24 protein-coding genes and 1 riboswitch are annotated in these 25,743 nt (G+C 64.6%); of the genes, 14 read left to right on the top strand and 10 right to left on the bottom strand.

Annotated elements, in window-relative coordinates; translation table 11 throughout:
- Nucleotides 1–49: 49 nt before the first annotated feature.
- Nucleotides 50–272, bottom strand: a riboswitch (cobalamin riboswitch).
- A 189-nt stretch (nucleotides 273–461) separates the two neighbouring features.
- Nucleotides 462–941: a GNAT family N-acetyltransferase gene (locus RR51_RS12530; protein WP_039613697.1), complete on the bottom strand. Its 480-nt coding sequence runs from the start codon at nucleotides 939–941 to the stop codon at nucleotides 462–464.
- Between the two features lie 133 nt (nucleotides 942–1,074).
- On the opposite strand from RR51_RS12530, the gene RR51_RS12525 reads away from it, so the two are divergent.
- The 5 genes from RR51_RS12525 to RR51_RS12505 all read left to right on the top strand — a co-directional run bounded on the left by RR51_RS12525 (nucleotide 1,075) and on the right by RR51_RS12505 (nucleotide 5,138).
- A complete protein-coding gene (locus RR51_RS12525) occupies nucleotides 1,075–1,695 on the top strand; it encodes a LysE family translocator (protein ID WP_015270522.1) in 621 nt (206 codons plus the stop codon).
- Nucleotides 1,696–1,716: 21 nt separating this feature from the next.
- Nucleotides 1,717–2,601 carry an alpha/beta fold hydrolase gene (locus RR51_RS12520; RefSeq protein ID WP_039613696.1) on the top strand — a complete coding sequence of 295 codons (885 nt, stop codon included), beginning with the start codon at nucleotides 1,717–1,719 and terminating at the stop codon, nucleotides 2,599–2,601.
- Between the two features lie 120 nt (nucleotides 2,602–2,721).
- The gene (locus tag RR51_RS12515; RefSeq protein WP_039613695.1) at nucleotides 2,722–3,585 is read left to right on the top strand and encodes a pirin family protein; all 864 of its coding nucleotides are present in this window, start codon (nucleotides 2,722–2,724) and stop codon (nucleotides 3,583–3,585) included.
- A 178-nt stretch (nucleotides 3,586–3,763) separates the two neighbouring features.
- Nucleotides 3,764–4,693 (top strand): DNA-3-methyladenine glycosylase family protein, encoded by a 930-nt coding sequence (locus tag RR51_RS12510; protein WP_039613694.1) that lies wholly within the window; start codon nucleotides 3,764–3,766, stop codon nucleotides 4,691–4,693.
- Between the two features lie 184 nt (nucleotides 4,694–4,877).
- Nucleotides 4,878–5,138 (top strand): DUF1652 domain-containing protein, encoded by a 261-nt coding sequence (locus RR51_RS12505; protein WP_024087193.1) that lies wholly within the window; start codon nucleotides 4,878–4,880, stop codon nucleotides 5,136–5,138.
- Between the two features lie 19 nt (nucleotides 5,139–5,157).
- Here the strand turns inward: RR51_RS12505 and RR51_RS12500 are convergent, their stop codons facing one another.
- The 7 genes from RR51_RS12500 to RR51_RS12470 form a co-directional block, all read right to left on the bottom strand.
- The gene (locus tag RR51_RS12500; protein ID WP_039613693.1) at nucleotides 5,158–5,772 is read right to left on the bottom strand and encodes a Yip1 family protein; all 615 of its coding nucleotides are present in this window, start codon (nucleotides 5,770–5,772) and stop codon (nucleotides 5,158–5,160) included.
- 96 nt (nucleotides 5,773–5,868) lie between these two features.
- The gene (locus RR51_RS12495) at nucleotides 5,869–6,156 is read right to left on the bottom strand and encodes a hypothetical protein (protein ID WP_013972780.1); all 288 of its coding nucleotides are present in this window, start codon (nucleotides 6,154–6,156) and stop codon (nucleotides 5,869–5,871) included.
- A gap of 167 nt (nucleotides 6,157–6,323) precedes the next feature.
- Nucleotides 6,324–6,971, bottom strand: a complete 648-nt coding sequence (alkB, locus tag RR51_RS12490; RefSeq protein ID WP_039613712.1) for a DNA oxidative demethylase AlkB — start codon at nucleotides 6,969–6,971, stop codon at nucleotides 6,324–6,326.
- 225 nt (nucleotides 6,972–7,196) lie between these two features.
- Complete coding sequence (locus RR51_RS12485; protein ID WP_039613692.1) at nucleotides 7,197–8,642, bottom strand: curlin; 1,446 nt, start codon at nucleotides 8,640–8,642, stop codon at nucleotides 7,197–7,199.
- 16 nt (nucleotides 8,643–8,658) lie between these two features.
- Nucleotides 8,659–9,132, bottom strand: coding sequence for a curlin (locus tag RR51_RS12480; RefSeq protein WP_039613691.1), 474 nt, complete (start codon nucleotides 9,130–9,132; stop codon nucleotides 8,659–8,661).
- Nucleotides 9,133–9,147: 15 nt separating this feature from the next.
- Nucleotides 9,148–11,379, bottom strand: coding sequence for an Ig-like domain-containing protein (locus tag RR51_RS12475; RefSeq protein ID WP_039613690.1), 2,232 nt, complete (start codon nucleotides 11,377–11,379; stop codon nucleotides 9,148–9,150).
- Nucleotides 11,380–11,411: 32 nt separating this feature from the next.
- On the bottom strand, nucleotides 11,412–12,740 hold the full coding sequence (locus RR51_RS12470) for a hypothetical protein (RefSeq protein WP_039613689.1): 1,329 nt from the start codon (nucleotides 12,738–12,740) through the stop codon (nucleotides 11,412–11,414).
- A gap of 437 nt (nucleotides 12,741–13,177) precedes the next feature.
- Here RR51_RS12470 and RR51_RS12465 point away from each other — a divergent pair, with 437 nt between their 5' ends.
- The 8 genes from RR51_RS12465 (at nucleotide 13,178) to RR51_RS12430 (ending at nucleotide 22,379) form a co-directional block, all read left to right on the top strand.
- Nucleotides 13,178–13,918 (top strand): gluconate 2-dehydrogenase subunit 3 family protein, encoded by a 741-nt coding sequence (locus RR51_RS12465; RefSeq protein WP_039613688.1) that lies wholly within the window; start codon nucleotides 13,178–13,180, stop codon nucleotides 13,916–13,918.
- 3 nt (nucleotides 13,919–13,921) lie between these two features.
- Nucleotides 13,922–15,706, top strand: a complete 1,785-nt coding sequence (locus RR51_RS12460) for a GMC family oxidoreductase (RefSeq protein WP_015270510.1) — start codon at nucleotides 13,922–13,924, stop codon at nucleotides 15,704–15,706.
- A 12-nt stretch (nucleotides 15,707–15,718) separates the two neighbouring features.
- Complete coding sequence (locus tag RR51_RS12455; protein WP_039613687.1) at nucleotides 15,719–16,963, top strand: cytochrome c; 1,245 nt, start codon at nucleotides 15,719–15,721, stop codon at nucleotides 16,961–16,963.
- A 272-nt stretch (nucleotides 16,964–17,235) separates the two neighbouring features.
- The gene (ptxS, locus tag RR51_RS12450; RefSeq protein ID WP_039613686.1) at nucleotides 17,236–18,255 is read left to right on the top strand and encodes a transcriptional regulator PtxS; all 1,020 of its coding nucleotides are present in this window, start codon (nucleotides 17,236–17,238) and stop codon (nucleotides 18,253–18,255) included.
- 67 nt (nucleotides 18,256–18,322) lie between these two features.
- Nucleotides 18,323–19,111, top strand: a complete 789-nt coding sequence (locus tag RR51_RS12445; RefSeq protein ID WP_039613685.1) for a TIM barrel protein — start codon at nucleotides 18,323–18,325, stop codon at nucleotides 19,109–19,111.
- A complete protein-coding gene (locus RR51_RS12440; protein WP_024087185.1) occupies nucleotides 19,104–20,054 on the top strand; it encodes a sugar kinase in 951 nt (316 codons plus the stop codon). The genes RR51_RS12445 and RR51_RS12440 overlap by 8 nt, the downstream gene beginning before the upstream one ends.
- A 58-nt stretch (nucleotides 20,055–20,112) precedes the next feature.
- On the top strand, nucleotides 20,113–21,405 hold the full coding sequence (locus RR51_RS12435; protein WP_039613684.1) for an MFS transporter: 1,293 nt from the start codon (nucleotides 20,113–20,115) through the stop codon (nucleotides 21,403–21,405).
- Between the two features lie 11 nt (nucleotides 21,406–21,416).
- Nucleotides 21,417–22,379 (top strand): 2-hydroxyacid dehydrogenase, encoded by a 963-nt coding sequence (locus RR51_RS12430; RefSeq protein ID WP_039613683.1) that lies wholly within the window; start codon nucleotides 21,417–21,419, stop codon nucleotides 22,377–22,379.
- A gap of 107 nt (nucleotides 22,380–22,486) precedes the next feature.
- Here RR51_RS12430 and RR51_RS12425 read toward each other — a convergent pair whose 3' ends face one another.
- Entirely contained in the window at nucleotides 22,487–23,791 is a 1,305-nt protein-coding gene (locus tag RR51_RS12425) for an MFS transporter (protein ID WP_023663517.1), read from the bottom strand.
- A 324-nt stretch (nucleotides 23,792–24,115) separates the two neighbouring features.
- Between RR51_RS12425 and RR51_RS12420 the strand changes: the two genes are divergently transcribed.
- The gene (locus RR51_RS12420; protein WP_039613682.1) at nucleotides 24,116–24,991 is read left to right on the top strand and encodes an AEC family transporter; all 876 of its coding nucleotides are present in this window, start codon (nucleotides 24,116–24,118) and stop codon (nucleotides 24,989–24,991) included.
- 117 nt (nucleotides 24,992–25,108) lie between these two features.
- Here the strand turns inward: RR51_RS12420 and RR51_RS12415 are convergent, their stop codons facing one another.
- Nucleotides 25,109–25,702, bottom strand: coding sequence for a hypothetical protein (locus tag RR51_RS12415; RefSeq protein WP_039613681.1), 594 nt, complete (start codon nucleotides 25,700–25,702; stop codon nucleotides 25,109–25,111).
- Nucleotides 25,703–25,743 lie beyond the last annotated feature (41 nt).

Here is a 25,743-nt window from a genome sequence, read left to right as displayed (position 1 = left end):
CCCCGAGCGTGGCAGCCCAGGGGAATGCAACAGCGCCCGCCCACCGCGGGGTGTTCATGAACGCCAGGCCGGTCTCCGGGCTTGCGAGGAGGAGCCAGGCTCCTGGAAAGCGTCACCTTCCCATGCCGGGGATCAGGCACAGTGGTACAGACGCTTCGCTCGCTTACCGTTGCGGGGGCAGCACCGGCCTTGTCCGGCCCTGCTGGAGGGCCTGTGACGCACCGGTTTCCCGTTTCACCCCCATCGGGGGCACCTGAACGCGAGGCATAAGGAGACCATGGGGCGGGGCTGCCGTCAATTGCCCTGATGGTAGGGCTTTGGTTTTGCAGTGCCTGGGAGATCGAGCGCCGCCCGCGCGGCGCTCGATCTCACAGGTGCTGAAAAGCTCAAGGCATGCACACTCAAGCCCTCATGTAAGCCGGTTCGGCCTGTAGTGGTCTATGCCGTGAGCATCCACCCGGTCAGCCCCGGGCAAACGCCGCCAGCTTCTCGCCATCCAACCGGTAGCGCACCCACTCATCCTGCGCTTCGGCCCCCAGCTTCTGATAGAAGCCGATAGCCGGCTCGTTCCAGTCCAGCACGCTCCATTCCAGCCGCCCGCAATCATTCGCCACCGCTTCGCGGGCAATGTGCCGCAGCAATTGCCGCCCGGCACCGTCGCCGCGCTGCTCGGGCGTTATGTACAGGTCTTCCAGGTAGATGCCGTTGCGCCCGAGCCAGGTCGAGTAGCTGTAGAAATACACGGCAAAGCCGATTGCCCGGCCATCGCGCTCGCACATCAGGCTATGCACGGTGCTGCCCTCGCCAAAAAGGCTGTGCTCGATATCGGCAACGCTCGCGATTACCTCGTGGCGGGCGCGTTCGTACTCTGCCAGTTCGGTGATGAAGGCAAGTATCTGCTCGGCGTCGGCGCGAACGGCAGGACGGATGGTGAGGCTCATGGGACGGCTTCCTTGATCTGATAGTAGCGGTACAGCGATGTGTATCTACACAATTTAGTGAAACTGTATCGGTCGCAGAGGAGAGCGACTCCGTTAGTGTGACAGCACCCATAAAAAAAGTGGATTGCCTGCCATGCTTGCCTCTGCCGACCTGCTGACCGCCTTCGTGCTGTTCGCCTTCGTGTCTTCCATTACTCCTGGCCCCAACAACACCATGCTGCTTGCCTCTGGGGTGAATTTCGGTGTGCGTCGCTCGATCCCCCACGCCCTGGGCATCAGTGTCGGTTTCATGGTGATGGTGCTGGCTGTCGGCCTGGGCTTGGGCGAGGTGTTCAAAGCCTGGCCGGCGCTGTATACGGTATTGCGTTACACCGGTGCCGCCTACCTGCTGTACCTGGCCTGGAAGATCGCCACCTCCGGGCCGGTTGGCACAGCTTCGTCCAGTGCCCGCAAACCGCTGGGCTTCTGGGGAGCAGCGGCATTCCAGTGGGTCAACCCCAAGGCCTGGGTGATGGCAGTCGGGGCAATCACCACCTACACGCCGGCGCAGGGCTATGTGACCAACGTCATTGTCATTGCCGCCTTGTTCGCCCTGGTCAACCTGCCGAGCGTCGGGGTGTGGGTGATGTTCGGCAGCGCCCTGCGCAACTTGTTGCAGAACCCGCGCTGGCTGATGCTGTTCAATGTCCTGATGGCCTTGTTGCTGGTGATTTCACTGTACCCGCTGCTGTTTGTAGAATCAGCGTTTTCCTGACCCCGCGAGTACAGTAAGCCGATGCAGTTGATCCCCTGGTCCCACGAATGCGCCGAAGGCTTCACCCTGCGTGGCTGGCGAACCCCGGCCAGTGGCAAGCCGCTGCTGCATTTTCTGCACGGCAACGGCTTCTGCTGCCTTACCTACCAGCCATTGCTGATGCGCCTGGGCGAACATTTCGACCTGTGGCTCAGCGATGTCCAGGGCCATGGTGACAGCGACCATGGCGGGGTGTTCCGTGGCTGGAACCGGACCGCTGCGTTGGCGGTGGAGGCTTTTGCAGCCGGGCGAGGCGAGTATGGTGAGGTACCGCGCTTTGCCGTCGGGCACAGCTTCGGTGGCGTGCTCACCGGCCTGATCCTGGCCAGTGAACCGCAACTGTTCGCGCGTGCCGTTCTGCTCGACCCGGTACTGTTCAGCCGGCGCATGCTGGGCGTGATGGGGATGGCAGCCCTGGTCGGCTTGCACCAGCGCCATGCCCTGGCGCGCAAGGCTGCCAGCCGTCGCAGCCACTGGCCCGACCGCGAGGCAGCCCTGGCTTCGCTGCATGGGCGGGGTATCTTCAAGGGGTGGACCGATGCGGCGCTGCGGGCCTACGTGGAGCATGCCATTGGCGACTGTGGCGAAGCGGTGGTGCTCAAGTGCCGGCCCAGCCGCGAAGTGGAAATATTCAGTTCGTTCCCCAAGCGCATGTGGGCGAGCCTGGCGGCAATCCGTACGCCCACGCGGGTGCTGTACGGCGAGCACACCTACCCCTTCGTACCGCATTCGGTGAATCGCCTGGTGGCACTCAACCCTAAGGTCAGCGGCAGGCAGGTTGCAGGTGGGCACTGCTTCATGCAAGAGCATCCTGAGGCGTGCGCCGAACAAGTGCAGGCCTTCCTGCTGCAGGGGCCGGCGGGATAGTTTTTCCAGACAGCTGGCTGTGGATTGTCCTTTAAATGAGACGATGCATGCCATTTTAGCCGGCTATTGCCTGATTGGTCTCACTGGTAAGGTTATCTCAACCAAGAGAGGAGCCTTCTCATGAAAACGATTCTGGGTATTCACCGCAGCCCCCACGCCCACTGGGTAGGTGATGGTTTCCCGGTGCGCAGCCTGTTCACCTACGACAACCTGGCCAGCAAGATCAGCCCGTTCCTGCTGCTGGACTATGCCGGCCCTCATGACTTCACCCCGACCAGTGCGCGGCGCGGCGTTGGCCAGCACCCGCACCGCGGCTTCGAGACCGTGACCATCGTCTACCAGGGCGAACTGGAACACCGTGACTCCACCGGCGCTGGCGGCTTGATCGGCCCTGGCGACGTGCAGTGGATGACTGCTGCCAATGGCATCATCCACGAAGAGTTCCATTCGCCAGGTTTCGCCCGTACTGGCGGTACGCTGGAGATGGTACAGCTGTGGGTCAACCTGCCGGCGCGGGACAAGCGCGCAGCGGCCGGCTACCAGACGCTGCTGGCCAAGGACATCCCGGTGGTGACGCTGGACGGCGAGGGCGGCAGCCTGCGAGTGATTGCCGGTGACTATCTTGGGCATTCGGGGCCGGCGCGGACCTTTACTGCGATGGATGTCTGGGACCTGCGCCTGAATGCCGGTGCAGCCTTGCAACTGCCGGTTGCCGCCGGGCGCAATGCGGCGCTGGTGGTGTTGCGCGGCAACGTGCGGATCAACGGCGAGCGAGAAGCCGGCCCATCCAGCCTGGTGCTGTTTGACCGGGGCGGCGAGGACGTCGCGGTCGAAGCGCTGGAAGGTGCCAGCTTGCTGCTGCTAAGCGGTGAGCCGATCGACGAGCCGATCGTGGGCTATGGCCCTTTCGTGATGAACAGCCAGGCGGAAATTGCCGAGTCGTTCGACGACTTCCATGCCGGGCGGTTCGGGCAGATGCAGTAAGCGCGGAACGGTGCGGCGCATTGATTCTGGCTGATTGAATGGATTGTCCGGCCTTATCGCCGGCAAGCCAGCTCCCACAGGTACAGCGACAATCTCGAGAGCAACGCTGTACCTGTGGGAGCTGGCTTGCCGGCGATAGGGCCGGTACAGCTATTACATTTGCTGGCATGATGCAGCCATGCCAAAGCTCACCCCTCTGCACGCCGTACGTCGATCATTGCCCACCCCCGGCCACCACACCTTGTGGCTGCGCTACCGTGCCCCTTACCACTGGCCCTCGACCCTGGCCTTCCTCGCTGCCCGCTGCATCCCCGGCATCGAGACCTGCCTCGACGGCACCTACCGCCGTACCCTGGTAATTGCCGGCCGCCACGCCGTCTTGCACGCCAAACCTTCGGGCAGCCAGTACCTGCGGGTCCGCCTTGAAGGCGTCCCGGCCCACGCGCTACCCGGCCTGATCGCCAGGCTGAGGCGGGTCTTCGACCTCGATGCCGACCCCGCGCGCATCAATGCCGAACTGTCCCGCGATCCGCTGATGGCCCGCCTGCTACAGGAGCGCCCAGGCCTGCGCGTGCCACAAGGCTGGGACGCCTGCGAACAGGCCATGCGCACTGTGCTGGGCCAGCAAGTCAGTGTGGCCGGGGCCATGACCCTGGCCGGCCGCCTGGTGCAACGCCACGGCGTGCCCTTGCGCTGGCCCGCACCTGGCCTGAGCCACGTATTCCCGGCGTTGCCGGTATTGGCAGCTGCGAAATTCGATGGCATGGGCATGCCGCGAGCGCGCTCCGCCACCCTGGGCACGCTGGCCAATGCATTGCTCGCCGAGCCCAGGTTGCTGCGCCGCGGGCAGGTTCTGGATGAATTGCTGCGCAACCTGTGCCAGCTCAAGGGTATCGGCCCCTGGAGTGCGCACTACCTGGCATTGCGCCAGGCCGGCGCGGCCGATGCCTTGCCGCTGGGCGATGTGGCGTTGATCAAGGCGTTGCGCCTGCTCGAAGGCAAGGACGCCCAACTTGCGCAACGAGCCCTTGCATGGCGACCGTGGCGAGCCTATGCGGCACAGCACCTTTGGGCATCGCTGGGGCCTGCCGGGACCGCTCGTCGCTAAGTCTGCCATTGCGTTCGAACGCGCAGCCCGCGCAGGCAATCTTCCACTAAGGTGCTAGAGGATTCCCTGCATGATCATTGCCCAGGCGCATGAGCGCCTGCCCGGGCATGCGCAATATCAATTGGCACCTCGCCCGACAAAGGCGTACTCACACAACAGGCCATCCCAAAGAGAGGGTCGTACCATGTCGTTGATAGGAGTTTCGATGCTAGAAATGCGGCAGATGATCGAGCAGGCCTGCCTGCCCGACCGTTGCGAAGTCAGCTGCACGGATGGCGCCAACCTGACCATACGCCTGGGTCAGGGCCAGAGCCTCGACGAGGGCGTGACCCTGAGCGGGGTCCCCCTGCAAAGCCTCAACAGTTGCCGTGACCTGGTCAACCTGGTGGGGCAGCTGCACGCGCTGCGTGACAGCCACCCGGCGACACTCAAGGCGATTGCCTGAGGCGCCTGCCGCGCCCCGGTCAGCCCACGCTGGCCGGGCGCACATATTCCGGCATCAGGCCGTTGAACCAGAACAGGATCATCGCCACCAGGATGGTGACCAGCAGCAGTAACCCCACCCCCCACACGCAGGTCGCGAACAGCATGGCCTGTTCCTTCTTCAGCCGCAGGAAGGTCTGCAATCCGCCATACAGCAACACGCTGGCATACGCCGAGGCAGCCAGCAGTGCCGCCAGCGCCAGCCAGCGGATCGGTAGCAGGCCGACCACCCCGGCAAAGAACCATGGTGTGGCGCAGTAGGCGGCAAAGCCGATGCACTGGTTGAGGCTGGGCTGTGCATCGAAACCGCGCGACATCCAGCGGATCATCGTGCCCATCAACATTACCCCGACGACCGTTGTGGCGTAGAGCAAGCCCGCCAGTTGGGCGGCGCTGGTCATGCTCAGGCGCACCCGTTCCTCGGCCGCCAGGCTCCAGCCGAAGGTGGTCGTGCCGACGAACAGGCACACAGCGGGGATTAGTGCCACGGCCAACAGGCGCGGCAGATATTGCTGCGGGTGGTCTTCCTCGGCCCGGCGGATTTCCAGCCAGGCGTCGGCGGGGTGAGTGAAGAGCTTGAGCAACGGACTGTTCATTGACGTTCTCCGCGTTCTCCGGCAGGCATGGGCCCTTTTGCTATCGAGACGTGACGCGCCCGGTGGGTTCAGCCGGGTTGATCGCCGTTGATCGTCTTACAGCAGTTCCAGCAGCAGGTTCAGGCCGCCATCACCGCACTTGCCCTGGTCGCGGACCACTCCGTGGTAACTGCGCCCGTCCCAGACGAAGGCCACGCTGTGGGCGCGGTCGACCTTGTCGGGCAGGGGCGGGCAAATGTGCAGGCGCAGGCCGGGGCGGCCTTGCAGGTCGAGGGCGGCGAGTTGGCACTGGCACTCCACGCTTTGCGCCACCGGGCCGAACAGGGTGTCGCGTACGTAATCGAGCTGTAGTGAGGCATTGGGCGCGCGGCAGGGCATTTTCATAGGCGCGCGGCTCCGCTTTGAGAGGGCGGGTAACAGGGCTGGTAGGGCATGGCGGGCTCCAGGCTGAACAGGGCATGGCATATCGTTTGAAGCTTGCCAGGCCAAGATGTTCAACCTGTTTCATGCGCGTTCATCCTGTTTGCGCCGGTTATGGGCCGTTGGCCGCTTCAGCCACCGGCCTTGCGCAAGGTCAGGTTGATCCGCCGTTCACCGAGGCGCGGATGCACGCCAGGCTTGATCGGGAGCACGCCGTGAAAGCGCAGGCGGTCCTCGCCACCCCAGACCAGCACATCGCCGTGGCTCAGCGGGATGCGCTGGGTCTTGTCGGTGCGCTGCAGGCCACCGAACAGGAACACCGCCGGCAAGCCCAGCGACACCGACACGATCGGCTGGCCGAAGTCCCGCTCGTCGCGGTCCTGGTGCAGGCTCAGGCGGGTGCCCGGCAGGTAATGGTTGACCAGGCAGGCATCCGGTACGAAACCGTCGAACCCGGCCATGCTCGCAGCGCGGGCGGCCAGTTCGCGCAACACGGGGGGCAGGGCGGGCCAAGGTTTGCCGCTGAGCGGGTCGCAGGGGCTGTAGCGGTAGCCGTGTTCGTCACTGACCCAACCCAGCGTGCCGCAGTTGGTCAGCCCTACCGCCATGCGCAGGCCGCCCGGGGTGTGCATGTGCCGGAACGGCGCGGCACGCAGCACCGGGCGCAGGGCATCGAGCAGGGCCTCGATCTCGGCCAGGGCGAAGCCGGGCAGCAGCACGGTGTGGCTGGCCAGGCGTTGCGGCTGGGTGCCGAACAGGTCGAGGTCGGACTGGATCATGGGGCAGGCATCGGTTGGGGTGTGGACCATTGTAATGCGCTTGGCAGGCTTGGCCTATTCGCGGGCATGCCCGCACACAGGGTTGGCGCAGGCTTTGACGGCGGTGGAGCACCTGTGGGAGCGGGCGTGCCCGCGAAAAGGTCGGCAAGAAAAGAAGTTCTGACAGGAATAAAAAGGAACCGCGGCACCAGGGAGAGGAGCACCGCGGTTCAAGGGGGGAGCGATCTACTGCTGGGTCACAGTGGCCACGTTCGCGCTGCCCAGCTGGCTGATGGTCGCGGTCTGGGTCACACCGCTCTGGTCGACATACGCCTTGTTGCCCTGGCCTCCCTGGGTCACGTAGGCAATGTTGTAGCTGTCAACCTGCTTGATGTTGGTTTCGTTGCCGCTACCGTACAGCTGGTTGGTGTAGCTCTGGTTGCTGTAGCCGGACTGGTCCAGGTTGATGACGTTGCCGTTGCCTTGGCTGTTGCCGTAGGCATAGTTGTCGGTGCCACGCTGGTCGGCGATCAGGATGTTGTCGGTGCCGTTCTGTTCGAAGTACAGCTCGTTGTTCATGTCGGCCTGCTTGGTCTCCATCTGGTTGCCGGTGCCTTTCTGGGTCAGCGTGGCCAGCTGGTTGTCACCGTTCTGGGTCAGGTTGGCGCCGTTGCCATTGCCATTCTGGTTGATGGTGGCAGTCTGGTTGGTACCGAACTGGCCGCCCATCTTGGCGCCTTTCCAGTTGCTGGCGGTAACGCTGTTGCCAGTGCCCTTGGTGTTGATGGTCAGGTTGAGGTTTTCACCGTTCTGGTAGGTGAAATGCACGTTGTTGCTACCAGTCTGGGTGATGGTGGTGGTGGAGTTGCTGGTCTCGAACTGGTCCGACCAGCTGGCGTTGGCCGTGCCCTGTTGCGACAGGCTGACCTTGTTGTTCATGCCGAAGCTCTGGTCGATATAGCCTTCGTTCATTTGGCCGGACTGGGTCACTGATGCCTGGCTGGCGGTCTGGTTGTCCTGCCACACTTCCACCGAGTTGCCGCCACCGTACTGGCCAATGCCGATGGTGCCGCCGGTGCCGTCGCGCTGGTCGCCATACGCCCAGTTGCCCGTGCCGTCCTGGTAGACCTGGATATCACCATCGACGTAGCTCAGGTGCTCGGCGGCGGCGTAGTTTTCCTGGCCGGTCTGGTTGATGCTGCTGCGGTTGTTGCTGCCACCAAAGATCTGCTCGATGAAAGCTTCGTTGCGCTGGCCGGATTGCCAGGTAGTGGCCTTGCTGCCTTCCTGGCTTTCCTGCCATACGGTCGAGGCGTTTTGCGCGCCCTGCTGGGTTTGCAGCGACTGGTTGCCCAAGCCCAGTGACTGGCTGGCGAAGGCATCGTTGTAGCTGCCGCTTGCGTGCTGGGTCACCTGGCTGCCGTTCTCGAACAGCTGGTCGGCGTAGGCTGCGTTGTATTGGCCGTTGGCGCTCTGCTGGATATCGCTGGTGCTATCCGATTGCACCGCCAGGTGGTTGTTGCCCTTGCCGGTCTGGGTCTGGGTAGCCGAAGCGAATGGCGCCAGGGACTGGCTGACTTCAGCAATGTTTTCCTTGCCATCCTGGGTCTGGGACGAGGTGCTGTCAGCAGCCATGGCCTGACCTGCGAGGGCCAGGACGATAGCGGCACTTAACGGAGCGAGCTTGTACATGGGGGTGCCTCCAGGTCTATCGGTATTGGGTGATCTGCACGTGCTGGCCATTGCCGGCCTGGGTCACGGAGCTGTTCAGGCTTGTGCCGGACTGCACGATGCTGGCGCTGTTGTCGTTGCCGATCTGCTCGATGGCCGCACTGTTGCTGCTGCCGGTCTGGCGGATCGACGCGCTGTTGCCATTCCCCTGTTGGCTGATGAGGGCCATCAGGTCACTGCCTTCCTGCAAGATGTACGCTTCCTGCGCGCCACCGGCCTGGACGATGCGGCCCAACAGGGCCTGGCCGTTCTGGTCGAGGGCGGCGCGGTTGCCCGCGCCTTGCTGCTCGATCACCGCAGCCTGGCCGGCGCTGGCCGGCAGCAGGCGGATGATCACCGGTTCGCCGAGGTCGATGCCGGGTGCGAGGTCGGCATTGTCCAGCAGGTCCTCGGCCCAGCAGGCCTGGCCCACCACAGCCAGGCCGAGCAGCAGGGAGTACAGGCGTCTCATTGCAACCTCCGGCCTTTACTGCACGGTTACGTTGACGGTGCGTGTGGTGCCCTGGCTGGTGGTGATCGTCGCCGTCGGTGTCGCAGTCGGGATGATCGTGGTGCTGTTGCTCACCGCCAGGCGCCAGCGGCCGGTCAGCGCCACCGTGGCGGTGCCAAGGGTCTGCACGCCGGTAGTGGTGGTTACCCGCACGGTGACGGTATTGCCGGTGGTGACCGACGAGGTACCGCTGAGGTCCCAGTTGTAACGGTTGTTGGAGCGTGCCGTGACCGTGGCGGTCGTGACCGTGAAGGTTTCGGCGGCGGGCCGTGGCGATACGTTGACGGTGACGGTGCCGGCGTTGGACAGGGCCCCCAGCGAGTCACGAGCCTGGTAGGTGAAGGTAGTGGTGAAGGCCGTGGTCACCGTGGCCGGTGGGGTGTAGGTCACCGTGGTGCCGTCGGTACTGACGGTGCCCCGGCCGGCAGCCGGCTGGGTGACGGCAGCAACGCTCAGCGGTACGTTGCCTTCCGGATCGGTGTCGTTGGCCAGCACGTTGATGGTCAAAGGCACGCCCAGGGTGGCGACCGTTTCCGGGTTGGCGGTCGGGGCCTGGTTGGGCGCCACGTTGATGGTGACCGTGGCCGGTTCCGACTTCAGGCCCTTGGCGTCCACCGCCCGGTAGCTGAAGGTGGCCACCACGGGTTGCGTGGCCCCGGCTGGCGGGGTGTAGGTGACCGAGGTGGTGCCGTTCATCACCACGCCGCCAAGACCGGTACCGGGCTGGGTAAGGTCGCTGATGGTCAGCGGTACGTTGCCATCCGGGTCGCTGTCGTTCTGCAGCAGGTTGAGGGTGATCGGGATGCCCACGCTGGTACTGCCGGTATCGGCCTGGGCCAGCGGCGGCTGGTTGGCCGCCTCGACCGGCGCGTTGCCGACCACGACTACCGGTTCGACATCGCTGCCGCCGCGTGCCGACTTCACCGTGATGGTGGCTGGTGGCTGCGGCACGTCGTTGACGGTCAGGCTCTGCAGCGTGCCCGCCTTGGACAGGCGACCGTAGCCTTGGGCGATCAGGTCCGGGACCGCCACTTCGTCACTGGAACTGGCCTCGATCAACAGGCGCTTGTTGGCCCAGTCGTAGCGTGCGGTGCCGACCTTGACCACGTCGGTGAGCTTGCTCGACAGCGCGGTCGGCTGGGTACCGCCGGCGCTGTCGCTGGCGGTGACCACCACCACAGCAGGCGGTGCTTCCTGGCCGAACTGCTGGTGGAAGAACAGCCCGTTGTTGTCGGCGGTGAGGGTGTACTGGCACGGCGAAGGCGGGGTGCCGACCAGGGCAATGCCATTGCGCATGCACAGGCTGGCTGCGCTGGGCGCCTTGGCGAACACTTCCGTACGGGTGCCGGTGGCGTTGCGCGAATAGGTGGCGCGTTCCAGGCTGACCGGGGTCTGGGCCCGTTGGTCGAGTACCTTGCCTGAAACAGTGAAGGTGTTGGTCTGGATGGTGCCAGCGGGGCCTTCGATGCGCACGAAGTTGGTGTTGAAGGGGCTGCCGGTCACCGCTTCGGTGATGTTGGGGTCGCCGATGTAGGTTTCGACGGTACCGGTATCGGGGTTGACCTCGGTGTAAGGCCCGCCAACGCCCTTCAGCCAAGGGCCGATCGCCCCCGCCAGCGCTCCCCGGAAGTTGCCTGGTGCGCCAATGCCAATGTCCCGGGTGATGTTGATCGCCCGACGCCCCGCCGTGGTGACGTTGACCGTCTCCACCCCGTAGGGATGGGTGATGGTGTAGGTACCGGTACTTGGAACCGAAGCACGGATGCGGATCCGGGCGAAGCTTTGCTGGTCACCATCGACAGGGTTTTCGGAGGCGAAGGCAGCCTCCACCCCGGCTACATAAACCTCCAGTTCATAGCCGCTGTTGCCGACCTGCGGAATGGTGGTTTCCGCCAGGAACCAGAACATCTCGGGCGGCCAGTTGTCCGGGAACACCAGCGGCAGGGTATCGTCATAGATGCCGGGCTCGGGCAACAAGGTACACATGTAGGCCGGTGCCCCCGGCGCGCCTGGCGCACGCGTACTGGTAGCACGGGACTGGCACAGCTCCAGGGACTGGTCGAGGCTGTCCTTGTACCACATCGGATAGCCACCGGTGGCGAAGGTGTAGGGCCCCGGGTCGACATCGGACAGCGCGGCAAACGCGGCGCTGGTAACGGTAAGGGAAAAACCGGCGGCCAACAGCGCACGGCGCGACCAAGTGTTCATGCTGCCTCCTTGAAGGCTGAGCCTTTGTCTGTTCATGGCACCAGCACCACGTCTTCGGTGTCGCTACCGCCGTTGGTACTGGTGACCTGCACCTTGGCCGGCGGGATCGGCGACAGGCTGGTGCTCAGCGTCTTCACGGCACCTGTGCCGCTCAGGTTGCCGATCAGCGTGCCGTTGCCGGTGTGTGCGGTGAGCACTGGCGGCGTGGTTTCGTCGCTGGTGCTGGCCACCAAGGTCAGCTCGCCGGTGGACAGACGGAACTGGGCCTGGGTGATAACGACCAGGTCGGTCAGCGGCACATTGGCGGTGCTCAGGCTGCTGGCAGGGATCGCCACGCTGTTGTCGGCGGTCAGCGTCAGGATCGTCCCGGCGGCCGGGTCGAGCACCGACTGGGCGTACCAGGCACCGGTACCGTTGGCCTCGGTGAGGTTCAGGTTGGGTGTCTGGCTGGTCAGGGTGACGCTGGCCGGTGGCGGCGGGGCCATCACGAAGATGTCCTGCTGGGCGCGCAGGTCGCCGTTCTCGGTATGCCGCGAGTAGGTACTGCGTTGCGGCATCAGCGGGGTTGGCAGGGTCACTTCGGAAAGCTTGCCCGAAACCGCGAACAGCTCGGTGCGCAGGTCGATGCCGCCGGGGCCTTCGATGCGCACGTAGTTGGTATTGAAGGGGCTGCCGGTCACCCGTTCTTCCAGGTTCGGGTCGCCGATGAAGCGCTCGCTGCCTTCGGTGTAGGGGCCGTTGACACTGCGCAGGAACGGGCCGACATCGCCTTTCAGGGCGCCGGTGAAGTCGCCTGCGCCGGCAATGCCGATGTCGCGGGTCATGTTGATCGCCCGGCGCCCGGGCGCAGGTACGTCGAACACTTCGACGCCGTACGGGTGAGTGACCACGTAGGTGCCGGCGGTTGGCACGTCGACCCGGATACGCACCCGGGCGAAGCTGACCTGGTCGCCGTCGACCGGTTCTTCGGCGGCAAATGCCGCTTCGATCGCGGTGCCGTAGCTGAGGTCGATGCCGCGGGTGGCGTCGACGATGGCGGCGTCGGCGGTGAACCAGAACGCCTCGTCAGGGAAGTTGGTGGGGAAGACGATGGGTTGGGTATCGTCGAACACGCCGGGGGTGGGCAGCAGCGTGCACATGTACGAAGGTGCGCCGGGTGCGCCAGGCACACGCGAGCTGACCGCCTTTGTCAGGCACAGGTCGAGGGTACGACCGTGACTGTCCTGGTACCAGGCTGGGAAGCCACCGTTGGCGGGAACATAGGCGCCTGGATCGACAGCGTTCAAGGCAGCCTGCGCCGGGAGTTGGAGCATGCCGGCGAAAATGGCCAATGCCAGCGGGTGGGGTATCGGTCGGTGCATGAGACATTTCCTCCTGCAAACGGGCCCATGGACTTGGGGCGTCTGGCAGGAGATCGGCAATAGGCGTGCCAAGGCAGAAAAAATGTGCTGCAGCCCTTGCAGGGCAAGGGATCCAATTCTCTTGCAAGGGCGATTGCAGGGGGGGCCGTTGGGCACCGTGTCCCCAAGGTTGGGGACTGGGGCAGGTGGTACCGACCCAATCAATTGAACGCGGCCCTGTAGGTGCGGTCTTGCGGCGAATACCGCATGTAGCCAGCCAAGGCAGGTCGGCCGCAAAGCCCGCCAGCCCTTTGAAATCAAGCCTGAAACCGGTTTCAAAACATTTCTGAACGCGCTAGATTATCCGGCTGTTTTCTTGATGACCCATCAAGACCCCCCCCCATATTGAAAATCAGATGGCGCTTTTCAAGGCCGCACACAGCCGATGAGGATTCGCAATGCCTGAGCATGCCCCAGACAACCCGCGCAGGGACTTTCTGCGCAAGACCTTGACCTTGATCCCTGTGGTCACCGTGGCCAGCACGGGGCTTGGCGTGGGTGCCAGTCAGCTGCTTGCGGCCCCGCAACACGAGCCCAAAGTGCCGGCCACGCCGTCAGCGGGGAACTACCAGCCGACTTTCTTCACTGCCGAGGAGTGGGCCTTCGTGCAGGCTGCCGTCTCGCGCATCATCCCGGCCGACGAACTTGGCCCTGGCGCACTTGAAGCCGGCGCTGCCGAATTCATCGACCGGCAGATGAACACCCCCTACGCAACTGGCGCGCAGTGGTACATGCAAGGCCCTTTCAAGGCCGACGCCGCGCCCGAACTGGGGTACCAGCTGCAACTCAGCCCGCAACAGATCTACCGCCTGGGCATCGCCGCCGTGGATGGCTGGTGCAAGGCCAATTCCGGGCAAGTTTTTGCTGCGCAAGATAGCGCTACCCGAGACCGCATTCTCAGCAAGGTCGAGGCTGGAGAGCTGGTTTTCGACGCCGTGCCAGCCAAGGTGTTCTTCAGCCTGCTGGTGCAGAACACCCGTGAAGGGTTCTTCTGCGACCCGATCCATGGCGGCAACAAAGGCATGGTCGGCTGGACCCAGATCGGCTTCCCCGGCGCCCGTGCCGATTTCATGGATTGGGTCGAGCGCAACGAGCCTTACCCGTTCCCCGCTGTTTCGATCCGTGGCGAGAGGGCCTGAGGCATGACGACCGTGATGAAGAAAGTGGACGCGGTGATCGTGGGCTTCGGCTGGGCCGGCGCGATCATGGCCAAGGAACTGACCGAGGCGGGGCTGCAAGTGCTGGCCCTGGAGCGGGGGCCGATGCAGGACACCTACCCGGAAGGCAGCTACCCGCAGGTGATCGACGAGCTGACCTACAGCGTGCGCAAGAAGCTGTTCGTCGATGTGTCGAAAGAGACCGTCACCATCCGCCACGGCATGAACGACGTGGCGCTGCCCAATCGCCAGCTCGGTGCCTTCCTGCCGGGCAAAGGTGTAGGTGGCGCAGGCCTGCACTGGTCGGGCGTGCACTTCCGGGTAGACCCTATGGAGCTGCGCATGCGCAGCCACTACGAAGAACGCTACGGGCGCAAGTTCATCCCCGAAGACATGACTATCCAGGACTTCGGGGTCAGCTACGAAGAACTGGAACCGCACTTCGACTTCGCCGAGAAGGTGTTCGGTACCTCTGGCCAGGCCTGGACCGTCAACGGCCAGGTCGTTGGCGAAGGGAAGGGCGGCAACCCCTATGCGCCAGACCGTTCCAGCCCGTTCCCGCTGCCTTCGCAGAAAAACGTGGTGTCGGCCAGGCTGTTCGAAAAGGCGGCGGCCAGCCTGGGCTACAAGCCCTACAACCTGCCCTCGGCCAACACCTCCGGCTCGTACACCAACCCGTACGGGGCGCAGATGGGGCCATGCAACTTCTGCGGTTTCTGCAGCGGCTACGTGTGCTACATGTACTCCAAGGCCTCGCCCAACGTGAACATCCTGCCGGCGCTGCGGCAGGTGCCGAATTTCGAATTGCGGCCCAACGCCCATGTGCTGCGGGTGAACCTGGACGACAGCAAGCGCAAAGCCACCGGCGTCACCTACATCGACGCCCAGGGGCGGGAAGTGGAGCAGCCGGCGGACCTGGTGATCCTGGCGGCATTCCAGTTCAACAACGTGCGCCTGATGCTGCTGTCCGGCATCGGCAAACCGTACGACCCCATCAGGAACGAAGGCGTGGTCGGGCGTAACTTCGCCTACCAGAACATGGGCACGGTCAAGGCGTTCTTCGACAAGGACACCTACACCAACAACTTCATCGGCGCCGGTGGCAATGGCATCGCCATCGATGACTTCAACGCCGACAACTTCGACCATGGCCCGCACGGCTTCGTCGGTGGCTCGCCGATGTGGGTGAACCAGGCCGGCACACGGCCGATTGCCGGCGGCGCCACCCCGCCTGGCACACCGGCCTGGGGCAGCGCCTGGAAGAAGGCCACCGCCGATTACTACACCCACCAGGTGTCGATGGACGCCCACGGCGCCCACCAGTCCTACCGTGGCAACTACCTGGACCTCGATCCGACCTACCGCGACGCCTACGGGCAGCCGCTGCTGCGCATGACCTTCGACTGGCAGGAAAACGACATCAGGATGAACCAGTTCATGGTCGACAAGCTGAGCAAGATCGCCCAGGCGATGAACCCCAAGACCATTGCCGTGCTGGGCAAGAAGGTCAAGGACCACTTCAACACCGCCAGCTACCAGACCACCCACCTGAACGGCGGCGCGATCATGGGCACCGACCCGAAGACCAGTGCCCTGAACCGCTACCTGCAAAGCTGGGACGTGCATAACGTGTTCGTTCCGGGGGCTTCGGCGTTCCCCCAAGGGTTGGGCTACAACCCGACCGGGCTGGTGGCTGCGCTGACCTACTGGTCGGCCCGCGCCATCCGCGAGCAGTACCTGAAAAACCCTGGCCCGCTGGTTCAGGCTTGAGGAGCGATGCACATGAAGACAATGTTGATCGCAACCCTGCTGGGTGCCAGCGTGGCTGCACAGGCTGCGCCGAATGACGATGCGCAGGTGCGCCAGGGCGAGTACCTGGCCCGCGCCGGCGACTGCGTCGCCTGCCATACCGCCAAGGGCGGCAAGCCGTTCGCCGGTGGGCTGCCGATGGAAACACCGATCGGCACGGTGTACTCCACCAACATCACCCCGGCGGCCAGTGGTATCGGCCAGTACAGCTTCGAAGACTTCGACCAGGCGGTGCGCAAGGGCATCGGCAAGGATGGCAGCACCCTGTATCCCGCCATGCCATACCCGTCCTATGCGCGCGTCAGCGAGCAGGACATGCAGGCGCTGTATGCCTACTTCATGAAGGGCGTGGAACCGGTCGAGCAGCCGAACAAGGCCACCGATATCCCTTGGCCGCTGAGCATGCGCTGGCCGCTGGCGGTCTGGCGCGGGTTGTTCGCGCCAGAGGCCAAGCCCTGGCAGGCATCGGCGGCAGCCGACCCGGTGGTCAACCGCGGTGCCTACCTGGTCGAGGGCCTGGGGCACTGTGGCGCGTGCCATACGCCGCGGGCACTTACCATGCAGGAAAAGGCACTGAGCCCACAGGAGGGCGAGCAGTTCCTGGCCGGCAGTGCACCGCTGGAGGGCTGGATTGCCAAGAACCTGCGTGGCGACCACAAGGACGGCCTGGGTAGCTGGAGCGAAGAGCAGCTGGTGCAGTTTCTCAAGACTGGCCGTAGCGACCGCAGCGCCGTGTTCGGTGGCATGAGCGACGTGGTCGAGCACAGCATGCAACACATGAGCGACGCCGACCTGACCGCTATCGCCCGCTACCTGAAGACGTTGCCGCCAAGCAACCCTGACGACCAGCCGCACGTGTACGACAAACAGGTGGCGGATGCGCTATGGAAGGGTGACGACAGCAAGCCCGGGGCGGCGGTGTACATCGACAATTGCGCGGCCTGCCACCGTACCGATGGCCAGGGCTATACCCGCGTGTTCCCGGCCCTGGCCGGCAACCCGGTGGTGCAGACGGCGGATGCCACATCGCTGATCCACGTGGTATTGGCGGGGGGCACGGTGCCGGCGACGCACGCGGCACCGTCGAACTTCACCATGCCGGCGTTCGGCTGGCGCCTGAGTGACCAGGAGGTTGCCGAGGTGGTGAACTTCATTCGCACCAGTTGGGGTAACCAAGGGGATGCTGTCACCGCCAGTGACGTGAAATCCCTCCGTTAACTGCATCCTTCTGTCTGCACCCCCAATCCACTGTGGGAGCGGGTTTACCCGCGAATGCGTCGGCACATTCAACATCGCATTCGCGGGTGAACCCGCTCCCACAGGGTTTTGCATTTACTTTTTTATATTTATCAGTTAGTTAAAGCGCTTTCTTATTGCATTTACTATGCATGAATATCGCACTCCCGACCAACGGCATGTTGACGAACGCGTGCTATTTTGCTGTATTGAAACCGGTTTCATCGCGATCACAACAATCATAAGGACAACCCATGACCGACGCGCCTGCCCATGCCCGCGAACGGGTCACCATCAGCGAAGTAGCGCGTGTCGCTGGCGTTTCCAAGGCCACCGTCTCCCGTTACATCGGCGGTGACCGCCAGTTGCTCGCCGAAGCCACCGCCAAGCGCCTGGAAGAGGTCATCGAGCGCCTCGGTTACCGCCCCAACCAGATGGCCCGTGGCCTGAAGCGCGGCCAGACGCGCCTGATCGGCATGCTGGTGGCCGATATCCTCAACCCCTATTCAGTGGCCGTGATGCATGGCGTGGAAACAGCCTGCCGCCAGCATGGCTACAGCCTGGTGGTGTGCAACACCAACCGCGACGACGAGCAGGAGCGTCACCATCTGGTGGCCCTGCAGTCCTACAACGTCGAAGGGCTGATCGTGAACACGCTTGGCCATCACCCCGGCGAATTGCTCAACCTGCAGCGCGACATCCCCATGGTGCTGGTCGACCGCCAGTTGCCCGAACTGAATGTCGACCTGGTGGGCCTGGACAATGCCGACGCGGTCGAGCAGGCCCTCGACCACCTGCAAGCTCAAGGCTACCGCGACATCCTGGCGGTAACCGAACCCCTCGATGGCACCAGCTCGCGCCTGGAGCGAGTACAGGCGTTCGGCACCTCGGTCAGCCGTCGCCCCGGCATGCGCCAGCAGGTGCTGGAGACCGGCACCGGGCTTGATGAGCAGCTGGCTGCGTTCCTCGCCGGCAACGGCCATGGCCCGCAGGCCATCTTTACCTTCAACGGTGTCGCCACCCTGGCCGTGACCCGGGCCCTGCACGAAGCAGGGCGCAATCTGTTCGTGGACGTCGGGCTGATCGCCCTCGACGACCTCGACTGGTACCCCTTGGTCGGCAGCGGCATCACTGCACTGGCCCAGCCCACCGAGCGAATCGGCGTGGCGGCATTCGAGAGCCTGCTTGGCCGCCTGCGCGGCGACAGCGGGGCAGCCCGGCGCATCGACTTCAAGGCCGAGCTGATCATCCGAGGTTCAACCCAGCCACAGTAATCACAGGCAGGCACCTGCGTGCCTGCTGTCATCAAAAAATGAAACCGGTTTCATAAGGACAACAACAATGCACTCGAACCCCGTTTCCATCAGCCTCTCCAGCTACGGTGCCGACTTTGTCCGGCAGCGTGGCCAGGAGCAATTCCTTGACCTGCTGGCTGCCGCCAGCGTTACCCGCGTGGAGCTGCGCGAAGAACTGTTCACTTGTGCGCCGGACACTGCAGCGCTGGCTGCAGCCATTGCCGCGCTGCGCCTGGAGTGCCTGTATTCCTCGCCCCTGGAACTGTGGACCGCACAAGGCGAGCTTGACCCGCAATTGGCGCAAAAGCTGGAAACCGCCCGCGCCCTTGGCGCGGTCGCGCTCAAGGTTTCCCTGGGCCACTACCATGCGGGCTGTGACGTCGCGGCCTTGGCGACGCTGTTGCCGGCGCATGGGCCATTGCTGCTGGTGGAGAACGACCAGACTGCGCAAGGTGGACGGATCGAACCCCTGCAGCATTTTTTCCAGCGCGCCGACGAGCTCGGGCTGACCCTGGGCATGACTTTCGACATCGGTAACTGGCAGTGGCAGGGCGAGCCTGCCCGGCATGCCGCACGCCAGCTGGGCCGCTGGGTGCGCTATGTGCACTGCAAGGCCGTGCAGCGCCGGGCCGATGGGCGCCTGGTTGCCGTACCGCCAGAGGCATCGGACCTGCAGGAGTGGGCCGAGCTGATGGCCGAGTTCACCCCTGGCGTGGTACGCGCTGTCGAGTACCCGCTGGTGAGCGACGATCTGCTGGCGCTGACCCGTGCCCAGGTGCGCGACCTGGCGGCGCTGGGGCAGGGCGTATCGAGCGAGGAGCTGAGCCATGCATGAGCATGACGTGTTGTGTTTCGGCGAGACCATGGCCATGTTCGTCGCCGAGCAGGCCGGCGACCTGGCCAGTGTCGGCCAGTTCGGCAAGCGCATTGCCGGCGCCGACAGCAACGTGGCCATCGGCCTGGCGCGGCTGGGCTTCAAGGTCCGCTGGCTGAGCCGGGTGGGCGACGATTCGCTGGGCCGTTTCGTGCTCGACAGCCTGCGCCGCGAAGGGCTGGATTGCTCTGGTGTCGAGGTAGATGGCAGCTACCCCACCGGCTTTCAGCTCAAGGCCCGCTGCGATGACGGCAGCGACCCGGCGGTGGAGTACTTCCGCCGTGGCTCGGCGGCCAGCCGGCTGTCGCCGGCGCTGCTGCGCCCGGGTTCTCTGCAGGCCCGCCACTTGCACGCCACCGGCATCCCGCCGGCGCTGTCGGACGGCTGCCGGGCGCTGTCGCATGCGTTGATGGACGCCATGCGTGCCGCCGGGCGCAGCATCTCGTTCGACCCCAACCTGCGCCCCTCGCTGTGGCCTGACCAAAGCAGCATGGTGCGCGAAGTCAATGCCCTGGCGGCCAAGGCCGACTGGGTGCTGCCAGGCCTGGAAGAGGGCCGCCTGCTGACCGGCCAGCACACCCCGGCAGACATCGCCGCTTTCTACCTCGACCAAGGGGTGGAACTGGTGGTGATCAAGCTGGGCGACGCCGGTGCCTACTTCCGCAGCGCCAAGGGCGAAGGCCAGGTGGCGCCAGTGCCGGTCAGCCAGGTGGTGGACACCGTTGGCGCCGGCGATGCCTTTGCCGTCGGCGTGCTCAGTGCGCTGCTGGAGGGCCACCCGGTAGCCGAGGCAGTGGCGCGTGGCAACTGGTGCGGCAGCCGCGCCGTGCAGTCGCGTGGCGACATGGAAGGGCTGCCGCTGCGCCATGAGCTGCAAGCCCACGACCTGCGCAGAAGCGCCTGAACACTTGACCCCGAAACACCTGTTGCAACAAAAACAACAAGCTCAGGAGAAACGAACCATGCAAAGCCAAAGCCTGGCACCTCGCCGCTGGTGGTACATCATCCCGATCGTGTTCTTCACCTATAGCCTGGCGTACCTGGACCGCGCCAACTACGGGTTCGCCGCCGCTTCCGGCATGGCTGAAGACCTGCATATCACCCCCGCACTGTCTTCGCTGCTGGGGGCACTGTTCTTCCTTGGTTACTTCTTCTTCCAGGTGCCTGGCGCCATCTACGCCGAAAAGCGCAGTGTGAAGAAGCTGATCTTTGTCTGCCTGATCCTCTGGGGCGGCCTTGCCACGCTCACGGGCGTGGTCAGCAACGTCTACATGCTGATCGCCATCCGCTTCCTGCTCGGGGTGGTGGAGGCGGCGGTGATGCCGGCCATGCTGGTTTACCTGTGCCACTGGTTCACCCGCGCCGAGCGTTCGCGCGCCAATACCTTCCTGATCCTCGGCAACCCGGTGACCATCCTGTGGATGTCGGTGGTGTCGGGCTACCTGGTCAAGCATTACGACTGGCGCTGGATGTTCATCATCGAAGGCCTGCCCGCCGTCATCTGGGCGTTCTTCTGGTGGCGCCTGGTGGATGACCGCCCGGCCCAGGTGAACTGGCTGAGCGCGCAGGAAAAGGCCGCCCTTGAGCAGGCGCTGGCTGCCGAGCAGCAAGGTATCAAGCCGGTGAAGAACTACCGCGAGGCGTTCCGCTCGCCGCAGGTGATCATCCTTTCGCTGCAGTACTTCTGCTGGAGCATCGGTGTGTATGGCTTCGTGCTGTGGTTGCCGTCGATCCTCAAGCAGGCGGCCAACCTCGACATCGTTCAGGCCGGCTGGCTGTCGTCGGTACCTTACCTGGCGGCGGTGCTGGGCATGGTGGGTGTGTCGTGGGCGTCCGACCGCCTGCAGAAGCGCAAGCGTTTCGTCTGGCCGCCACTGCTGATCGCCGCCGTTGCGTTCTATGGGTCCTACGCCCTGGGCAGCGAGCACTTCTGGCTGTCGTACGCCTTGCTGGTGGTCGCCGGCGCCTGCATGTACGCACCCTATGGCCCGTTCTTCGCGATCGTGCCCGAGATCCTGCCGGCCAACGTCGCCGGTGGTGCCATGGCACTGATCAACAGCATGGGCGCGCTGGGCTCGTTCGGCGGTTCGTGGCTGGTGGGTTACCTCAATGGCGTCACGGGCGGACCTGGTGCCTCCTACCTGTTCATGTGCGGTGCGCTGCTGGCCGCAGTGGCGCTTACCGCCGCACTCAATACTTCCCAGACATCCGGCCGGGCCAAGCGCGGCAACTCGCGTCTGGCCATGAACCATTAGGAACCTGTGCAATGAAGAAGCGAATCGTCCTGTACAAACGCCTGTCCGACGACTTGATGGCACGCCTGCAAGAGCGCGTCGAGGTGACCTGGGTGGATACCTCCCAGCCCGATGGCCTGGCCCGTCTGCGCGATGCCTTGCCGGGGGCGCACGGGCTGCTGGGAGCCAGCCTGCGCCTGGACGCCAGCCTGCTCGACCTGGCGCCACAGCTTGAAGTGGTGTCCAGCGTTTCGGTCGGTGTCGACAACTACGACATCGCCGAACTCAGCCGGCGTGGCGTGATGTTGACCAACACGCCCGACGTGCTGACCGAAACCACCGCCGACACGGGCTTCGCCTTGATCCTGGCCACCGCCAGGCGGGTGGTGGAGCTGGCGAACTGGGTGCGAGACGGGAACTGGCAGGCCAACCTCGGCCCGGCGCATTTCGGCAGTGATGTGCACGGTAAGACGCTGGGCATCGTCGGCATGGGCCGCATCGGCGAGGCCCTGGTCCGGCGCGCCGCGGCCGGCTTTGGCATGCGTGTGCTGTATCACAGTCAGCGTGCCAAGCCAGAGGTGGAGGCGCGCCATGCTGCGCGTCAATGCAGCCTGGACGAGCTGTTGCAGCAGGCGGATTTCGTTTGCCTGACCGTGCCGCTGAGTGCCAGCACCGAAGGCCTGATCGGCGCGCGGGAGCTGGCGCTGATGAAGCCCCAGGCAATTCTGGTGAACATTTCCCGCGGGCGCGTGGTGGATGAGCCAGCGCTTATCGAAGCGTTGCGTGCCCGGCGCATACGCGGCGCCGGCCTGGATGTGTTCGTGCAGGAGCCGCTGTCGGCGCAGTCGCCGTTGTTGCAGCTGGACAACGTGGTGGCGACCCCGCATATCGGTTCTGCGACGGAGGAAACCCGCCAGGCCATGGCGCGCTGTGCGGTGGACAACCTGCTCAGTGCCCTGGCTGGTGAGCGCCCGGCCAACCTGGTGAATGGCTAAGTTCGCGGGCGCGCCCGCTCCCACAGGTATGGCGCATTCCTTCAGCAGGTGGGCTTTCTGTGGGAGCGGCCTTGTGTCGCGAAAGGGCTGCAGGGCAGCCCCCGGAGTCAATGCGATTCTGAACGCTGCGCCTGCGCTGGCGCAGCACTCTCCACCGGCTCCAGCGGTGGGTGCTCCTGCGCCGCGTGCATCAGGTCTTCGGTCACCCGCAGCTCGGCACCGGTCGGCGAGAAGGTGGTCGAAGCTGTGAACGGAGCCGGGTGTTCTGCCGCCGGGCGCTTGCCTCGGCGCCACATGAAGAAGCACACCATGGCCAGGTTGACCACGGCAAAGGCCCAGAACAACCCGGCCTCGCCAAACTCGGTCATCATCGGCGAAATCGCCACCGGCGCCATGGCCGAACCCAGCGAGTTGATCAGCAGCAGGCCCTGGATCATCGGCACCAGTGCATCCGATGGCGCGCGGTCGGCCGCATGGCTGACCGCCACCGGGTAAAGGGTGAACACGCCACCGCCCAGCAGGAACAGCATGGCCGGGAGCAGGATCGAGTCAGACGGCAGGAACACCGTGACCAGCGACAGCAGCACGCACAGCCCGGCCAGGGCGATCAGCACATCCTGGCGGTCCTTGCGGTCAGACCAGCGCCCGACCGGGTATTGCAGCAGCATGGCACCCAGAATTACCCAGGCCATCATGTTGCCGACCTCGCCCACATCCAGGCCGATGCGCTGCAGGTACAGCGGCAGCAGGGCATAGATGCCAGCAATGGCCACACCCGAACCGAAGCAGCCGACCAGGCCCGACGGCGCAACGCCCAGCAACTGGCGCGGCTTGAGCGGTTCGACCTGGTCCAGCAGTGGCGACACCCGCGGCAGGATCACGATGGGCAGTACCGAAAGGGCGGCGAGCACGCCGGCCAGCATGAACGGTGCGGTGTCACCCATCTGGGTGATTTCGCCAAGGCCGGCCTGGGCGATGACCCCGGCGCCGTAGAAGGCAATCATGTACAGCGCCAGCAAGCGGCCGCGGATCTTGGCGTCACCGGCCAGCAGCAGCCAGCTTTCGATCACCAGGAACACGCCCACTGCCGCCCAGCCGTTGATCAGGCGCAGCACCGACCACCAGGTGACGTCGTAGAACAGGCCTTGCAGCAGGATGGTCACGGCGATCAGCGAGGCGAAGCTGGTATAGGCGCGGATATGGCCGATGCGCAGGATCAGCCGGTCGTTGAAGATGGCACCCAGGGTCAGGCCGATGAAGTAGGTCGAGGAGACCACACCGATGGTGGTGGCTGATTCGCCGGCAGCGCCCAGGCGCAGGGTGGTGAGGGAAGACATGAAGCCGTTGCCCAGGGCAATGATGAACAGCCCGAGCAGGGGCGCCAGCGCCATGGCCAGCAAACGCGGAGACATAGGTACCTCTAGTTGGATGAGCGGAATGAGCGCCTTTTCGGACGCGCACACCGGCTCGACCCGAACGGGGCCGAGTGGCTGCACGGATGTGCCTGGGCTGGATGCGACGCTGCCGGTTGCCACCGTTCAAGGCGACGGGCGAAAAGGAAGCGCGATTCTACGGGCTTGCGCGGTTTTGCCCAAGGGGCTTGGGTGTGCGACGAGACGCCGCAGTCTGTGGGCGACATGAATGCGTCTTGGGCGGACATCCCGGGGCCGCAAAGCAGCCCCGGCAATCCCGAAGACTGCGGCATAATGCGGGGCCCACCCCCAAGGAAGGCCCCCATGTTCGCTTCGCTGTTCGCCGTCCTGGCCCCGGTTTTCATCGTCGCCGGCATAGGCTATGCCTGGGCCCGCAAGGGCCTGGACTACCCCACCGAATTCATCGCCCGGGTGGTGATGACCGTCGGCACCCCGTCGCTGGTGCTGTCCACGCTCAGCCGCACCGAGCTGGACCCGAACGCTTTCACCAGCATGGCCCTGGCCTGCCTGCTGTGCACCTTGGGCATGGCCCTGGCCGGCTTGCTGGTGTGCCGGGCTTCGGGCATGCACTGGCGTGTGCTGTTGCCGGCGTTCATGTTCCCCAACACCGGCAACATGGGCCTGCCAATCAGCCTTTATGCCTTTGGCGAACACGGGCTGGCCCTGGCCGTGGCGTTCTTCCTGACACTGTCGATCGTCCAGTTCACCCTCGGCATGGCCATTTCCGGTACTGCGGCTTCGTTCAAGGCACTGCTGCGCAACCCTATCGTGATCAGCCTGGCCGGTGCCATGCCGATCATCTTTCTCGATTTCGAGTTGCCGCGCTGGCTGGCCAATACCGCAGACCTGCTGGGCGGCATGACCATCCCGCTGATGCTGCTGACACTGGGCGTGTCGCTGGCCAGCATTCGCCTGCGCCATGTGGGCAGCGGCATGCTGCTGGGCGGCTTGCGCATTGGCCTGGGGGCTGCCGTAGGCTGGGCGGTAGGTGCGGCGCTGGGCATGGGCAACCTGGAGCGTGCGGTGCTGGTGGTGCAGTCGGCGATGCCGGTGGCGGTTTTCAATTACCTGATGGCGGTGCGCGCCAACCGCGAGCCGGAGCAGGTGGCGAACCTGGTGATGTGTTCCACGGTGCTGTCGTTTGCCTGGTTGCCGGTGGTGCTGGCCTGGTGGATGTAAGTCTGTACCGGCCCTTTCGCGGGTAAACCCGCTCCCACAGGTACTGCGCAGGTCTCAAGGCCTGTGATGGACCTGTGGGAGCGGGTTTACCCGCGAAGAGGCCGGCACGGCAAACGGCTATTTCTCCTGCAACCGCCACCCCTGGCTGGTCAGCACCATCGCCCGGGTTTCCTTGAGTGGTGCGTCATTGCTGGCCACCGCCTTGCCCAGTTCGGCAATGCTGGCCTTGACCCCGTCATCCCCGGCCCAAGCCGGTAACCCGGTGATCTTGTAGGCATAGGTCACATTCGACATCTTCTGTCCGGTCACCTCGCTCGGCTCACTGAACTGCTCGATCGCGGTGACCTGAGCCTTGCCGAAGCACAGCCCGTTATCTGCCTTGTAATACTTGCGGCCTTCGTCGGTGAGGTCATAGGCATAGTAGATGTCCGTGCGTGCCGCTTGCCACAGGCGGGCGGGCACCTCGGTGCGCGAGATCTCCTTTTCGCTGACCACACCTACCTGGGCCAGGGCATGCAACGCCTTGTTGGTGCCATGGACGTCGAAGTCCTGGGTTCTGGTGGGGAATGAACTGATGACGAAACAGTGTGGGTACTGGGTATCGAGGTAGGCCTGGGCGGCCTTCTGGAAACTGGCCTCGCTGGTTTCGTCGCTGTTCGAGCAACCGGCCAGGGTTGCCAACAGCGCCAGCGGCACGATCTTCCTGTACATGGTGACACTTCCTTGGGTGACAAAGGCAAACGGGTCGTGCG

The sequence above is a fragment of the Pseudomonas sp. C5pp genome, assembly GCF_000814065.1.
GTDB classification, from domain to species: Bacteria; Pseudomonadota; Gammaproteobacteria; order Pseudomonadales; family Pseudomonadaceae; genus Aquipseudomonas; species Aquipseudomonas asiatica.
This window is presented reverse-complemented; position numbering and strand designations above follow the sequence as displayed.

Excerpts from the sequence above, each read along its gene's own strand:
- RR51_RS12530 (WP_039613697.1), bottom strand. The coding sequence starts at position 941 with ATGAGCCTCACCATCCGTCCTGCCGTTCGCGCCGACGCCGAGCAGATA.
- RR51_RS12525 (WP_015270522.1), top strand. The coding sequence starts at position 1,075 with ATGCTTGCCTCTGCCGACCTGCTGACCGCCTTCGTGCTGTTCGCCTTC.
- RR51_RS12520 (WP_039613696.1), top strand. The coding sequence starts at position 1,717 with ATGCAGTTGATCCCCTGGTCCCACGAATGCGCCGAAGGCTTCACCCTG.
- RR51_RS12515 (WP_039613695.1), top strand. The coding sequence starts at position 2,722 with ATGAAAACGATTCTGGGTATTCACCGCAGCCCCCACGCCCACTGGGTA.
- RR51_RS12510 (WP_039613694.1), top strand. The coding sequence starts at position 3,764 with ATGCCAAAGCTCACCCCTCTGCACGCCGTACGTCGATCATTGCCCACC.
- RR51_RS12505 (WP_024087193.1), top strand. The coding sequence starts at position 4,878 with ATGTCGTTGATAGGAGTTTCGATGCTAGAAATGCGGCAGATGATCGAG.
- RR51_RS12500 (WP_039613693.1), bottom strand. The coding sequence starts at position 5,772 with ATGAACAGTCCGTTGCTCAAGCTCTTCACTCACCCCGCCGACGCCTGG.
- RR51_RS12495 (WP_013972780.1), bottom strand. The coding sequence starts at position 6,156 with ATGAAAATGCCCTGCCGCGCGCCCAATGCCTCACTACAGCTCGATTAC.
- alkB (WP_039613712.1), bottom strand. The coding sequence starts at position 6,971 with ATGATCCAGTCCGACCTCGACCTGTTCGGCACCCAGCCGCAACGCCTG.
- RR51_RS12485 (WP_039613692.1), bottom strand. The coding sequence starts at position 8,642 with ATGTACAAGCTCGCTCCGTTAAGTGCCGCTATCGTCCTGGCCCTCGCA.
- RR51_RS12480 (WP_039613691.1), bottom strand. The coding sequence starts at position 9,132 with ATGAGACGCCTGTACTCCCTGCTGCTCGGCCTGGCTGTGGTGGGCCAG.
- RR51_RS12475 (WP_039613690.1), bottom strand. The coding sequence starts at position 11,379 with ATGAACACTTGGTCGCGCCGTGCGCTGTTGGCCGCCGGTTTTTCCCTT.
- RR51_RS12470 (WP_039613689.1), bottom strand. The coding sequence starts at position 12,740 with ATGCACCGACCGATACCCCACCCGCTGGCATTGGCCATTTTCGCCGGC.
- RR51_RS12465 (WP_039613688.1), top strand. The coding sequence starts at position 13,178 with ATGCCTGAGCATGCCCCAGACAACCCGCGCAGGGACTTTCTGCGCAAG.
- RR51_RS12460 (WP_015270510.1), top strand. The coding sequence starts at position 13,922 with ATGACGACCGTGATGAAGAAAGTGGACGCGGTGATCGTGGGCTTCGGC.
- RR51_RS12455 (WP_039613687.1), top strand. The coding sequence starts at position 15,719 with ATGAAGACAATGTTGATCGCAACCCTGCTGGGTGCCAGCGTGGCTGCA.
- ptxS (WP_039613686.1), top strand. The coding sequence starts at position 17,236 with ATGACCGACGCGCCTGCCCATGCCCGCGAACGGGTCACCATCAGCGAA.
- RR51_RS12445 (WP_039613685.1), top strand. The coding sequence starts at position 18,323 with ATGCACTCGAACCCCGTTTCCATCAGCCTCTCCAGCTACGGTGCCGAC.
- RR51_RS12440 (WP_024087185.1), top strand. The coding sequence starts at position 19,104 with ATGCATGAGCATGACGTGTTGTGTTTCGGCGAGACCATGGCCATGTTC.
- RR51_RS12435 (WP_039613684.1), top strand. The coding sequence starts at position 20,113 with ATGCAAAGCCAAAGCCTGGCACCTCGCCGCTGGTGGTACATCATCCCG.
- RR51_RS12430 (WP_039613683.1), top strand. The coding sequence starts at position 21,417 with ATGAAGAAGCGAATCGTCCTGTACAAACGCCTGTCCGACGACTTGATG.
- RR51_RS12425 (WP_023663517.1), bottom strand. The coding sequence starts at position 23,791 with ATGTCTCCGCGTTTGCTGGCCATGGCGCTGGCGCCCCTGCTCGGGCTG.
- RR51_RS12420 (WP_039613682.1), top strand. The coding sequence starts at position 24,116 with ATGTTCGCTTCGCTGTTCGCCGTCCTGGCCCCGGTTTTCATCGTCGCC.
- RR51_RS12415 (WP_039613681.1), bottom strand. The coding sequence starts at position 25,702 with ATGTACAGGAAGATCGTGCCGCTGGCGCTGTTGGCAACCCTGGCCGGT.